8 protein-coding genes are annotated in these 13,779 nt (G+C 43.5%); 6 read left to right on the top strand and 2 right to left on the bottom strand.

Features of this window, described 5'->3' with window-relative positions; translation table 11 throughout:
• Nucleotides 1–6: 6 nt before the first annotated feature.
• On the bottom strand, nucleotides 7–276 hold the full coding sequence (locus tag MKY14_RS11150; RefSeq protein ID WP_036685776.1) for an ACT domain-containing protein: 270 nt from the start codon (nucleotides 274–276) through the stop codon (nucleotides 7–9).
• Between the two features lie 217 nt (nucleotides 277–493).
• Here MKY14_RS11150 and MKY14_RS11145 point away from each other — a divergent pair, with 217 nt between their 5' ends.
• From MKY14_RS11145 to cysI, 5 genes are all read left to right on the top strand, one after another.
• Complete coding sequence (locus MKY14_RS11145; RefSeq protein WP_076130764.1) at nucleotides 494–2,125, top strand: diguanylate cyclase; 1,632 nt, start codon at nucleotides 494–496, stop codon at nucleotides 2,123–2,125.
• A 61-nt stretch (nucleotides 2,126–2,186) separates the two neighbouring features.
• The gene (locus MKY14_RS11140) at nucleotides 2,187–2,558 is read left to right on the top strand and encodes a response regulator (RefSeq protein ID WP_076130763.1); all 372 of its coding nucleotides are present in this window, start codon (nucleotides 2,187–2,189) and stop codon (nucleotides 2,556–2,558) included.
• Nucleotides 2,545–5,805 carry an ATP-binding protein gene (locus MKY14_RS11135; RefSeq protein ID WP_340976487.1) on the top strand — a complete coding sequence of 1,087 codons (3,261 nt, stop codon included), beginning with the start codon at nucleotides 2,545–2,547 and terminating at the stop codon, nucleotides 5,803–5,805. Before MKY14_RS11140 ends, MKY14_RS11135 begins: the two co-directional genes overlap by 14 nt.
• Before the next feature lie 234 nt (nucleotides 5,806–6,039).
• On the top strand, nucleotides 6,040–7,896 hold the full coding sequence (locus tag MKY14_RS11130; protein WP_340977042.1) for an assimilatory sulfite reductase (NADPH) flavoprotein subunit: 1,857 nt from the start codon (nucleotides 6,040–6,042) through the stop codon (nucleotides 7,894–7,896).
• Nucleotides 7,897–7,942: 46 nt separating this feature from the next.
• Nucleotides 7,943–9,667 (top strand): assimilatory sulfite reductase (NADPH) hemoprotein subunit, encoded by a 1,725-nt coding sequence (gene cysI / locus MKY14_RS11125; RefSeq protein ID WP_076276070.1) that lies wholly within the window; start codon nucleotides 7,943–7,945, stop codon nucleotides 9,665–9,667.
• A gap of 1,244 nt (nucleotides 9,668–10,911) precedes the next feature.
• On the opposite strand, the gene MKY14_RS11120 is transcribed toward cysI, so the two are convergent.
• The gene (locus MKY14_RS11120; protein WP_340976484.1) at nucleotides 10,912–12,585 is read right to left on the bottom strand and encodes a cellulase family glycosylhydrolase; all 1,674 of its coding nucleotides are present in this window, start codon (nucleotides 12,583–12,585) and stop codon (nucleotides 10,912–10,914) included.
• A gap of 399 nt (nucleotides 12,586–12,984) precedes the next feature.
• Between MKY14_RS11120 and map the strand changes: the two genes are divergently transcribed.
• On the top strand, nucleotides 12,985–13,731 hold the full coding sequence (map, locus tag MKY14_RS11115; protein WP_036685786.1) for a type I methionyl aminopeptidase: 747 nt from the start codon (nucleotides 12,985–12,987) through the stop codon (nucleotides 13,729–13,731).
• Nucleotides 13,732–13,779 lie beyond the last annotated feature (48 nt).

Genomic DNA, 13,779 nt, shown 5'->3' with positions numbered 1-13,779 from the left:
ATCCTCCTAGATTCGGTGCATAATATTAAAAATATCCTCATGCTGAAGCTTGATTTCCACGCCAATCGATTCGCCAAGCAAATGTAATTCCTCTACAATATTCTCAAAAGCTTTAGTTGAGCTAGAAATGTCTACAATCATCATCATGTTAAAATAATCTTGAACAATCGTCTGCGAAATATCCAGAATGTTCAAATTGTGTTCGGCTAGATATGTACATACTTTAGCGATAATCCCTACTTTATCTTTTCCTAATACAGTAATAATCCCCTTCATGAATACAGCCTCCCTTTGTATTTGTTGATTTCACCGTGTATACGGAATGAACCATTCCAACTATTATTGCAAATGATGAAACAAGCTTCAACCAAAGGTTTTTTGTCAGTTTGATTAAATATTTGTTTTGGCAGCTGAAATTATAGAAAATTCATTTGACAGCCTATAAAAAATGTGATGAACTGAGAGTTTGATATGATAGTCTGAAGGAGTAAATATGACTACACAAAAATATAAAGACATGGTTGAGCAAAGAACGAAGATGACCCTCCAGGAATGGACGGAACAGGCGGAAGTGAAGGAAAAGGACATTTATCGTTTCTTGCATAATTTAAAAGGCACTGCTGGAACTGTCGGATTACCAGATGTCGAACAATTTGCCGAGGATACGCTGCCCTATTTCATGGAAAGCAGTCTTAAGAGTTGGTCAGTCGAGGAATGGGGGGATTATTTATATCCACTGATTCCATTGTTTAATGTCCATTCATTGGCAGCTTCAAGCTCTGTCAAAGCATTGGATAAAAAGGGACCTGCTGAGACACTCACGCAGAATGATATTCTTCTTATCGACGATGATGTAGAGTTAGTTGCTTATCTGAAAGAGTCGTTGGAGAGGCAGAATTACTATGTAAGCATTGCCTTATCTGCTGAACGGGGACTCAAAATCTTTTATGAAACGAAACCAGATCTCATTCTGCTGGATATTCTTTTACCGGATAAAAGCGGGATTGAGGTGTTGAACCAAATTATCGGCAAGGCTAAAAAAGAACGAATTCCCATTATTATTATAAGTGGGGAGTACTCCAAAGCGACGCAAATGCAGGCGTATTCGCTGGGGGTGATGGATTTTTTACCGAAGCCTGTAGATATTGATTTATTTCTGGTATTGATCAAAAATCGCTTTCAGCTCAAAAGAGAATGGCAGGAGTCCATCATCGTCGATGATTTGACCGGCGCATTTAATCGCAAACACTTCAATCAAGTCATGAAGCAGCTGATTGGTGATTTTAAGCGGACCAACCGCGTATTTTCGTTAGCGCTGATTGATTTGGATTATTTTAAAAACGTTAATGATACATATGGTCACCTAATCGGAGACGAAGTGCTGCAGGGCTTTTCCGAGCTTGTGAAGAATTCCATCCGTCTGGAGGATACCTTTTGCCGTTATGGGGGAGAAGAGTTTGCAGTATTTTTACCTCACACGGATGCGGAATCTGCAATGTTGGTTATACAACGTATTCAAGAGCGGTTTGCGGCGACTGACTTTTTTGCGAAAAATGAAATCTTTCATGTGACTATCTCTAGCGGGATTTCTGAGGTAACAGATGCCGAGAATATAGCCGATAAATTGATTGAGGAAGCAGATCAGGCTCTTTATGCCAGTAAGCATGCTGGAAGGAATCAGACAACGCTTTATTCGGACCATTTATCCACTACTAAAAAGCATTCGGTTCTGAATGTGATTGTTGTGGATGATGATACGCTAATTCGGAGAATTGTGACCAGTCAGTTCGCCATTTGGGAGCCGGAGAATATTGCTGAGGTGAAGGTTAGCAGCTATGCGAATGGGCTTGATTTCCTGCAATCGGATTGGTATGCCGTGGATGAGAAGTATATTATTTTGCTGGATGGTGTGATGCCTGATCTGGATGGAGTAGAAGTTCTGGAAAGAATCCGCAAAACGTATCCGGAAGTAAATATATTAGTGATCATGTTGACGGGAAGAAACAATCAGGCGGATATTGTACATGCCCTGCAGATGGGTGCCGATGATTATGTAGTCAAACCGGTCCATATGCCTGAGTTATTGTCGAGGATAGAGCGGTTGGCTCATAGATTTTTGTTCTAATTGGGTTCTGAATATGTTGTGAGCACCAGGAGAGATCTAAAGCGGAGGGAACTAGGCAGCTATGCAAAAGGTAATGGTAGTGGATGATGAAGAAGTATTACGAATGTTAATCGTAGACACCTTAGAAGATTTGGAAGACGTGGAGATCCACACTGCCGAGAACGGATTAGAGGCGCTTTCAAAATTGTCACAGGATCATTATGATTTGGTGATATTGGATTATATGATGCCTGAAATGACAGGGATTGAAGTCCTAGGTCAACTGGATGATGAGAAAAAGAAGGCTACAGCTATTTTAATGTTAACAGCCAAAGCCCAAGATGTAGATCGTCTTCGAGCGGTAGATGCAGGCGCACGTTATTTTATGCCAAAACCTTTTAGTCCGATGGAACTCTTGCAGATTGTGGAGGGGATCCTAAGTGACAAAGGGTAGCAGCTCTAATCACAGTATTAAAAATAGATATTTTCGTATCATTGCCTTGGTTTTTTCGTTAATCATTCTTATGGGATCTGTATTTTTGTTTTTCATAAACAATGAGCAGAACAAATTAAGTAGAGACCGTGAAGTTCTGCAAAATAAGGCGGACACGATTAACGAATTGGCGACTGCGTTAAATGAGGTTTTTTTCCGAGCGAGGGGATTCAGCGCACTTAAGAGTGACAATGAATTAGAGCTCTTAAACTTAGGACTTGTTAACTTTGATAAGATTCTGGATACCTATTCTAATCTCAATTTATCTCCGGAAGAAGCCTTGTTTAGAGATGGTTTGAAAGCATTTTATGTTCAGTACAAAACTAAAGTTTTGCCGGAAGCGATTCGGTTTGTCGAGGCAGACGATTATGTGTCTTTGAGAGCTCTATCCGCAGATGGCAACACGAAATCAGTAAATGATTTTTTAATGTATACAAAAGAGTACAAGCAACGATCCGATGCCGCATTAAATACTATGGCTATGGATTACATCAAACGTGCCAATGAGTTTACCTTTATCGCATTCTTTTTCAGCACGATTATTCTGCTAATCTTCACCTTTATGATCTGGCGGATTCTGAAGAACCTAATAGATCCTATTCTGAAGCTGGAAGGGGCAACCCATTCCCTGGCTGCAGGAGAAGAAATTCTTCTGGGCAAGCTTAAGAATCAAGATGAAATTGGCCGACTTTATGATGCTTTTCTAAATATGGCTAGAAGTATTCAAGATAAAGAAGAAGAATTGATGATGCAGAATGAAGAGCTGCATGCGCAGCAGGATGAACTTCAGGATCAGCAATATAGGCTGCAGCGCTCGCTTAGTGAAATTGAGAGTATGATGAAAGCCTTGGATCAATCGTCTGCGGTGGGGATCCTTACTGCTAAAGGTGTCTTTACCTACGCGAATGATAATTTAAGTGGATATACCCGCTATAAAAAGTCTGAGATTATCGGTTACACCTATAAGTTATTTGAACTTTATAATCTCTCTGATGAGGGTTATCAGAAAATCTTTAACAAATTAAATACAGGCGGAGTGTGGAACAATGAGCTGCAGATTCTAGCCAAAGACGGATTGCCCATCTGGCTGCATCTGACGATTGTGCCTTACCTGAATGAAGAGGGTGTGATTTATCAATACATCCTTATTGCGAACGATATCACCTCAATGAAAAGCGTGCAGCAGGAGCTAGCCGAAACGTTAAAAAACACAGAACAGACCAAGATGATGCTAGAGCTAAATAATCAGCTGAATCATGATATTACTTATACTTTGGATAAACATGAATTTGCCGATAAGTTTATTGAGTTTATGCATCGCCTGTATGCCTTTGATTCGAGTTTCTTCCTGCTTGTGAAAGATAATATCGCGGCTGTGAAAGGCATTCCCCAGGAGAATGTGGAGCGTTATCTTGATCATGAGAATAATGAGATGTTATATCGCTTGCAAGCGGAAAAAACGTACCTAATCAAGCGCCTGGCCACACAATCAGAGCAAGGGATTTCTGCGAGTGAGGTCTATGTTTACGACTTCTACACTACTGTTGTGAACGCAGAGGATGAGATTCTTGCAGTGTTCTGTGGCAGCCGGATTGGTCATTCCTTCAGCAAAGAAGAGATTAATGAGGTTCAAGGGATGATGAACCGCGTAGCGCTGGCGATTGAACGTTTATTCATGTATGAAGAGATTGAACATGGACGAAAGCTGAATCGGGACATCGTAAATAATGTGAACGAGGGCATACAATTTGTGAATACAGAAGGTATGCTCCTGCAGATGAATAAAGCGTTGAGCAACATTTTTAATTATGAGTGGACAGAAGGAGCTTTGATTCCCCGTCAGAAATGGATGGATTATTTCATTGAGCACTCGAATGAGAATCATGAACTTCGGATGTTTTTTGAAAAAGCGATTGCTGAGGATGCTCTGGAATCCAGCAGCATGCAATACTCCATTGGAACTGAATCGATGAAGCATATTGATGTGTATGCGATCCCTGTATTCCGTCGCGAGCTGCGTATTGGTACATTGTTTGTTTACAGAGATATCACTAGAGAATATGAGCTGGACCTTATGAAATCTGATCTTGTCAGTACGGTAAGTCATGAGCTAAGAACACCGCTATCGAGTGTACTTGGTTTCACAGAACTGTTATTATCTAAGACCATGAAGCCTGAGAAGCAGCTTAAATATCTGGAGACGATTCATAAAGAAGCTAAACGACTGACGGAGCTCATTAATGATTTTCTTGATTTGCAGAGAATGGAGTCAGGTAAGCAGCAATATATCACGGAGCATTTGAATCTCAGTGAAATTGTATTAGGCGTAATTGATCAATATAAACTGAGCAGTACCCATCATGTACTCCTAGTGGATGAGGCTTTGAATGCGGATGTTGACGTGGACAAGGATAAGATTGTCCAAGTTCTGACGAATCTGTTAAGTAATGCGATTAAATTCTCGCCTGATAACAATGAAGTTAAAGTACTGCTGCATAACGAGTCGGATAGAATTATTGTACGTATCCAGGATAATGGTCTTGGCATTCCTAAGGATCAAATAGGACAGCTATTCCAAAAATTCAGAAGAGTGGATAATAGCGCCTCTAAAAGAATTGGAGGAACAGGACTCGGGCTTGCCATCTGTAAGGAGATCATTGAGAAGCAAAAGGGAAATATCGGTATAGATTCCGTTGAAGGAGAGGGCACTACCGTCTGGTTTAGCCTTCCTATTCTCCATGCGGAAGCGAGCCGGCAACAGGATGAGCTTAATAAATGGAGCACCGATAAAGAGCACAAGCCTAATGTGATGATCGTTGAAGATGATTACAGTCTATCGTTGCTTTTATCAGAAGAGCTTAAAGGGAAGGGCTTCCGTGTTACCCATCATTACCATCCACAGCAAGCTTTTGATCAGGCCTTGAAAACACCATTTGTGGCGATTGTGGTAGATTTGATGTTGGGTGAAGAGCTGGATGGCTGGGATTTGATCCGAATGCTTAAAGAAGATCCAAGAACTGAAAATATACCTATCGTTATTTCTTCTGCTCTGGATCAATCGGATAAGAATCAATTAAACGATGTAATTCAAAAATATTTAACTAAACCTTATCCACCCGGCGAGCTGTCGAATACGCTTGAGGAGATAGTGAAGATTAAGACGGGGAGCGGCGAGGTGTTATTTCCCGAAAGTAAGCAAAAATTATAGCTTTTATTTATCACAATATTTTATAAATAGTATCACTTTTTATAATGAAACCGATCAAAACAGGTTAAATCATACTGTTTTGATCGGTTTTTACGTACTTTATAGATGATTTTTCAATAAAATACAATTATTAGGGTAAATCGACATCATTGATCGTTTACAATTATTGTGATAGCCTGATTTCATGAGGTACGGATCATCAGAAGATTTCATGTTTAGGAGAGGTGGATATTGTTGCAACTACAGGTAACGAACAGTCCTTTTAACGAGAGCCAAGTCGAGCTACTCAATCGTCTTCTACCATCCTTAACGGAGACACAGCAAATATGGCTTAGCGGTTATTTGTCAGCCATGGGCTTTACTACTGCACCATCGGCAAGTGCCGGGGTTCAAGCAGTACAATCAAATACGATAGGAAATGTGGAAGGTAGTACCGTTAGTCAACCTGCAGTTTCACGTGAAGTGACCGTGTTGTTTGGGTCCCAGACAGGGAACTGCCAACGGCTGGCTGGGAGCTTGTCCCGCAAGCTGGAGGAGCAAGGATTTCAGGTCACACTCGCTGCGATGAACAGCTTTAAGCCCAATGCGCTTAAGAAGGTTGAGAACCTCCTATTGCTGGTCAGTACACATGGTGAAGGCGAGCCGCCAGATAATGCACGGATGTTCCATGAATTTCTCTATAGCAAAAGAGCTCCTCAATTAGAGAATCTGAAGTTCTCAGTGCTGGCACTGGGGGATACCTCCTATGAATTCTTTTGTCAGACCGGCAAGGACTTCGATCAGCGGCTTGAGGAACTTGGCGGCAAGCGGTTAAGTCCGCGTGTGGATTGTGATCTTGATTATGATGATTCGGTTACCGAGTGGTTTGAAGGCGTCATTAGTGCTTTAAATGCACATTTAAATGCTCCGGCCATTGCGGCAAAAGCGGTTCAAGCTGCAGAAGACGCAGATTCTCAGGAGCCTTTGTATACCCGCAACCATCCTTTTAAAGCGGAAGTATTGGAGAATCTAAATCTGAACGGACGTGGTTCTGACCGTGAGACCCGCCATTTGGAGCTATCCCTAGAAGGTTCTAACATACAATTTGAGCCAGGGGATGCGCTGGGTGTCTATCCGGAGAATCATCCTGAATTGGTAGACGCTATTATTCATACTATGGGCTGGAATCCTAATGATATTGTTCCATTTAATAAAAAAGGGGAAGACGGCACCTTACGTGAGGCCCTTCTTCACCACTATGAAATCACTGTATTGACCAAACCGTTACTTGAACAAGCGGCGAAGTTATCTTCTTCTAACCAATTAAGTGATCTATTGTCGCCAGAACGTGCGCAACAGCTTAAGGAATATATTCAAGGCCGCGATCTGCTCGATTTGGTTCAGGACTTCTCTCCATGGGAGGGTTCGGCCAGTAGCTTTGTGACTATTTTGCGCAAGCTTCCGGCACGACTCTATTCAATTGCCAGCAGCTATAAAGCTAATCCAGATGAGGTTCATTTAACGGTTAGAGCTGTACGTTATGAGGCACATGGCCGTGAGCGTTATGGGGTCTGCTCGGTACATTGTGCTGAAAGAGTCCAGCCGGGAGATACGTTGCCCATCTACATTCAACATAATCCGAACTTTAAGCTTCCGACGAATCCTGATGCACCGATCATTATGATTGGACCGGGCACAGGTGTTGCACCCTTCCGCTCTTTCCTGGAGGAACGTGGTGAGCTTGGGGCGGAAGGTAAATCATGGCTGTTCTACGGAGATCGGCATTTTGTGACGGACTTCCTCTATCAGACGGACTGGCAGAGAATGCTTAAAGACGGCTTGTTAACTAAGCTGGATGTTGCTTTCTCCCGTGATACCGAAGAGAAAGTATATGTTCAGCACCGCATTCTGGAAAAGAGCCGCGAGGTCTACGAATGGCTGCAAGCGGGAGCTCATATTTACATTTGCGGAGACGAGAAGCATATGGCACATGATGTTCATTCTGCTCTGATTACTGTCATCCAGCATGAGGGTGGTTTGAGTCCTGAAGAAGCGGCAGCTTATTTGGATAATATGCAGCAGGCGCAGCGCTACCAACGTGATGTTTACTAATGGATAGAGGAAAGTTATCGAATGACTTCGGGGGGAGATAACAACAATGGCAAACAATGAAAAGGTTAAGCCGATCGGCGGGCCTCCAAGCGATGTTGAGCACATTAAGCAAGAGAGTAACTATCTGCGGGGCGCGCTTGTTGAGACATTAAGCAATCCAATTACCGGAGGCTTGCCGGAAGATGATAATCGGCTGCTGAAATTTCACGGAAGCTATATGCAGGACGATCGGGATTTACGCAACGAGCGCGAACGGCAAAAGCTGGAGCCTGCATTCCAGTTCATGCTTCGTGTAGTTGCCCCAGGCGGGGTAGCGACACCAGAGCAGTGGCTAGTGATGGATGATCTGGCACAAAAATACGGCAATGGAACCTTACGTCTGACTACCAGACAGGCGTTTCAAATGCATGGGGTACTCAAATGGAATCTTAAGAAAACCATTCGCAGCATTAATGATACGCTGATGACGACGCTGGCAGCTTGCGGCGATGTTAACCGTAACGTAATGAGTAATCCGAATCCTTACCAGTCAGAGGTGCATGCAGAGGTCTACGAATGGGCGCGCAAAGTAAGTGATCACTTATCACCACGTACGCCTGCTTACCATGAAATCTGGTTGGACGGTGAGAAGGTAGTAGATAGCTTAGGCGAACGTGCGGAAGTAGAACCGATCTATGGTCCGGTATATTTACCGCGTAAATTCAAGATTGGTCTAGCGGTGCCCCCTTCTAATGATGTGGATGTATTCTCGCAAGATCTGGGTTTTATCGCTATTCTGGAAAATGAGAAGCTAGTCGGCTTCAACGTTTCTGTAGGCGGCGGTATGGGGATGACTCATGGCGATACCAGTACTTATCCTCAGTTGGGACGTATTATTGGTTTTTGCCGTCCGGAACAGTTGATTGATGTGGCAGAAAAGACCGTAACAATCCAGCGGGATTATGGCAATCGCTCTGTCCGCAAAAATGCACGGTTCAAATATACAATTGACCGCCATGGTCTGGAATGGTTCGTAGACGAACTGCATGAAAGACTCGGATGGCAGCTTGAAGCAGCACGTGATTATCATTTTGATCACAACGGAGACCGTTACGGCTGGGTGAAGGGTACCAACGGAAAATGGAATCTGACACTTTATATCCAAAGCGGACGGATTCATGACCAAGAAGGATACACCTTGATGAGTGGCTTGCGGGAGATTGCTAAGATTCATACTGGAGATTTCCGGCTAACGCCGAATCAGAATCTAACGATTGCCAACGTCACTACTGCCAAAAAACGCAAAGTAGCTGAGCTGGCTAAACAGCATGGACTAACAGATGGAGCACATCTTTCTGCATTGCGACGCAGCTCCATGTCCTGTGTAGCACTGCCAACCTGCGGACTTGCGATGGCTGAAGCGGAACGCTATCTGCCTTCGTTGATAGATAAGCTGGAGCTTGTTATAGATAAGGCTGGTTTGCGTGACGAGGAAATTGTGATCCGAATGACCGGCTGCCCTAATGGCTGTGCTAGACCGGCGCTGGGTGAAATCTCGTTTATCGGCAAGGCTCCTGGCAGATACAATATGTATTTAGGAGCAGGCTTTACGGGTGATCGCCTCAATAAAATGTATAAAGAAAACATAGATGAGAAGGAGATCCTAGAGACGCTTGAACCTATTCTTCACCGATATGCCAAAGAACGTCAACAAGGCGAGCATTTTGGAGATTTCGTGATCCGTGCAGATTATGTTAAAGCCGTTACCTCTGGACTTAATTTCCATGACTAAATGAAAGTAGATTTAAAAATGTCCCGGGGCCAGTTGATGGCTGCCGGGATTTTTGTGGTTTGGTCGTAGTTAGATGCGCGGGGTGTCGTGTCGTACACATAATGCTCCAGAGGTAAAGAACGGTAGGTGAGTGCAGACGAATAGAAGATGAGTAGTAGATGAGGGGCAGATGAGCGCAGACGAGTATTAGATGAGCGATAGTAGAGCAGTAGATGAGCAGTAGATGAGCAGTAGATGAGCGCAACGAGCGGCAGTAGACTAACAAGGTGACGGACTCAGGAGCCCTTATTTCCTGAAATCTTGCCAATTTGCCGAGTATTCGGACCCCAGCGCCGTTATGGGGATGAAAAGAGACAGGAACCGGCCTTTTTCAGAGGAATAGCGTCTCTCCAGTCCGAAAGTTGCTCAAAACGGCTTAAATCGCACAAATAGCGTCATCTGAGTCCGAAAATCATGACAAAGCGCTCCAAAGGTAAAGAACGGCAGATGAGCAGCAGATGAGTGCAGAAGAGAAGTAGAAGAGTTGTAGAAGAGTAGTAGAAGAGTAGTAGATGAGCAATAGTAGAGCAGTAGATGAGCGCAACGAGCGGCAGTAGACTAACAAGGTGACGGACTCAGGAGCCCTTATTTCCTGAAATCTTGCCAATTTGCCGAGTGTTCGGACACCAGCGCCGTTATGGGGATGAAAAGAGACAGGAACAGGCCTTTTTCAGAGGAATAGCACCTCTCCAGTCCGAAAGTTGCTCAAAACGGCTTAAATCGCACAAATAGCGTCATCTGAGTCCGAAAATCACAACAAAGCGCTCCAAAGGTAAAGAACGGCAGATGAGCGCAGACGAGCGGCAGTAGACTAATATCAGAGTAGTGAAAGGGTTGAATTAGATAGTGGGACAGAGTGAAATTAGCGCAGTAGGAGCAATTGTAGAGTAATACGCAGAACAGCAGGAGCAATAGTGAAGTAACGCAGAACAGCCAAATAAAAGAGCAGCAAACGACTAGCGGAACAATAGACGAGCGACAGTAGACTAACATCAAAGTAGTAACAGTCCAGCGGTAGACTAACATCAGAGTAGTAACATTCCGGGAGCAGGCTAACAGCAGTAGATCACCGTTGACTGACAAATCTAGCAGCTGCTTTTATTTGATCTACAATAATCTAGTAAGATCCCAACATCTGCGCTACAACAGATTCAATTTAAAAACCAGCAAGTCTCCAATTCCGGGAGGCTCGCTGGTTTGTGTTTTTAAGGAGCGATGCCAGAGATCAGTACATCGTTTTGATACAGGGTTACTTTGTTCCAAGTGCTGAAGGAAACTTTGGTTGGATCGAACGAATAGTCATTTGCTTCATTGAAGTTAGACCAGTCGCTTTTGTGCACGCGTAATTGGATTTCTCCTGATTGTCCACCGGCAGGTATGGAGCCCGCGCTAGCATTGAAAGTAAGCTCAACGTAAGAGTCGGCGTTCGTCCCACTTGTGGACCCGAGGGCAACCGATATATTAGAAGCACCGACCTGCGCCCAATCGATTACTCCATTGAGAGAGGCGCTTCCATCTTTAGTAAAGTAATAACGAATTTTCAGTCCATTTAAATTGACTGCCGTTGTTCCGTTGTTATAGATGTTGAAGTAGGGCTTGATTGAGTTATCAGTAGCATTGGTATCTGCTGCACGGTAGTAAAGTGCCAGATTACTGGATGGCGAGCCGGTAGGAGTGGCTGTAGGTGTAGGTGTTACTGTAGGTGTAGGTGTAGGTGTAGGTGTAGGTGTAGGTGTAGCTGTTGGTGTAGCTGTTGGTGTTGGTGTAGGTGTAGGTGTAGGTGTAGGTGTAGGTGTAGGTGTAGGTGTAGGTGTTGGTGTTGGTGTTGGTGTTGGTGTAGTGCCACCATCCGGCACAGGTTGGTAACCAGGTGTTGTGTAAATTTTATTAAGCACGGAGGTTGCTAAGGTTCCGTTTGCTCCATTAACGACTGTATTTCCCCAGTTGCTGAGTGTTCCTGCTGGACCGCTGGCTAGATCCAGATATTCAACGCCTCCGCCATTACCATACCAGGACCAGGCGAGCCAGCCCACCTTTTTTTCCTTAGTGTAGCTCATAATGGTGGCTTCATCGACATCTCCACCCGTGTGCTTGTCACCGAATTCGCCGATAATCACAGGGGCTCCAATAGCCAAGGCACTATCGATATTACTCTTAACTGTAGCAGCATTACCTCCAGCATATTCGTACATATGAATTGAGAAAATAGTGTTTTTTAAGGTATCTGAATTAAATACAGCCTGACCACTAGTGAAGATAGATTGTGGGTATTGACCCCATCCCGCTGCATCTACAACTAAAGTGTTCTTAATGCCCGCATTTCTTAACGCAGGAATTGCCGCTTGGTATCCACTAGCCCATGTTGCAGTGTTCCAAGAACCGTACCATTCATTAGCAATATTCACAATGACACGATCTTCTTTACCGATCAAAGCATCCTTGATGCTGATCCAATAGTTTACTGCAGCGTTAAGATCAGAGGTGTTGTCTGAGCCCGTAGCATCATGCACTTCCAGCATGGCAATCATTTTATACTGATCACAAAGCTTTAGAATATTTTGGACATCAGCTAAAGTATCGAGAGACCACTTGCTGCCATTAGAAAGTACAATTCTGACGGTATTGGAGCCAGTCGCTGCGATGGCCGGTATTGCAGTAGCCAGATCGTTTTTGTACCAAGTGTGTGCATGATTCACCCCGCGCATTACAAAAGGACTGCCGGTGGCATCGTATAAATTGGTACCGCTTACATAAAAACCTTTAACAGAAGTGTTTGCTGCCGCTGCCTGCTGTTGAGGTAAAGAAATAGAAAGAGTAAGGATACTAATTAATACTAACAAACTGATTTTCCGGAACGAAAAATGCTTTCTGAATTTCATCAACATTTCCTCCTTAATCAAATAGGGTTGCTTCTTTGATTATGCGTATCCTCCAGGTGGTTGCAGTAAATGCACTCAATTACAGGCATGTATCACCTCCTCAGTTATTTTGAATATAACATATAAAGGAATTTTTAGGAATAATAAATAATTTAACGATAACAATAACTTTATGTTTTATTAGAAAGATAAGAGAAATTGCTGATAAGGCACTCGTCTTTCATCTAACATTCTCATAAGAAATGATGTTATTTTTAGATTCAGGAAGGAAAATATAATTTTTTTTGCCTAATGATTTGGATTTCTCGCGATTTTCTTTCATAATATAAAGGGTAAACTAAATACAAAAGAAGAACCGTTGCCCGAGAGCGATGTGTTCTGTACAGAAGAGGCGATATTATGATTATCATGAAAACGATGGAAGAGATCGAAAAAATGCGTGCGGCGGGAAAAATTCTCGCTGAATGTCATCGTCAAATTGCGCAAATTTTGCAGCCTGGTATTACGACCTGGGAAATTGATGAATTTGCAGAAAAATTTATATTGTCTCAAGGAGCTACTCCTGAGCAAAAAGGATATAATGGGTACCCGTACGCAACCTGTGCATCTGTAAATGATGTAATATGCCACGGATTCCCGAAAAAAGAGCCGCTAAAAGACGGGGATATCGTAACCATTGACATGGTTGTTAACTTAAACGGCTGGTTGGCAGATTCGGCCTGGTCTTACGGGATTGGCAATATTAGTGAACAGGCGACCAAACTTCTAGACACTACTAAGGAATCTTTATTCCGTGGAATCGAGCAGGCGGTTGCAGGCAACCGTATTGGCGATGTTGCGCATGCCATCCAAGTTTATGCAGAGTCTAACGGGTTTTCTGTAGTGCGTGATTTTATTGGCCACGGGATCGGTTCAGAAATGCATGAAGCTCCGGAAGTACCTCACTATGGTCCAGCAGGGAGAGGGCCTCGTCTTAAAGAGGGGATGGTATTTACCATTGAGCCCATGCTGAACACAGGCAGTTACAGAACAAAAATTGATGCGGATGGTTGGACTGCGCGTACCATTGACGGCGGATTGTCAGCACAATATGAGCATACTTTAGCGATTACCCCACAAGGAACGATTATCCTGACTGAACTGTAATTTTGATGAAAAATAAAATGACCAGTCTCCGTAATGGAGATTGGTCAT

This window comes from Paenibacillus sp. FSL R5-0887 (assembly GCF_038002305.1).
Classification (GTDB): domain Bacteria; phylum Bacillota; class Bacilli; order Paenibacillales; family Paenibacillaceae; genus Paenibacillus_AQ; species Paenibacillus_AQ odorifer.
Note: the sequence above shows the minus strand (reverse complement) of the source record. Positions and strands in the feature narration are given on the sequence as shown.

Bases quoted from the DNA above. Each gene is read 5' to 3' on its own strand.
- MKY14_RS11145 (WP_076130764.1), top strand. From the start codon at position 494: ATGACTACACAAAAATATAAAGACATGGTTGAGCAAAGAACGAAGATG.
- cysI (WP_076276070.1), top strand. From the start codon at position 7,943: ATGGCAAACAATGAAAAGGTTAAGCCGATCGGCGGGCCTCCAAGCGAT.
- map (WP_036685786.1), top strand. From the start codon at position 12,985: ATGATTATCATGAAAACGATGGAAGAGATCGAAAAAATGCGTGCGGCG.
- MKY14_RS11150 (WP_036685776.1), bottom strand. From the start codon at position 276: ATGAAGGGGATTATTACTGTATTAGGAAAAGATAAAGTAGGGATTATC.
- MKY14_RS11120 (WP_340976484.1), bottom strand. From the start codon at position 12,585: ATGAAATTCAGAAAGCATTTTTCGTTCCGGAAAATCAGTTTGTTAGTA.
- MKY14_RS11140 (WP_076130763.1), top strand. From the start codon at position 2,187: ATGCAAAAGGTAATGGTAGTGGATGATGAAGAAGTATTACGAATGTTA.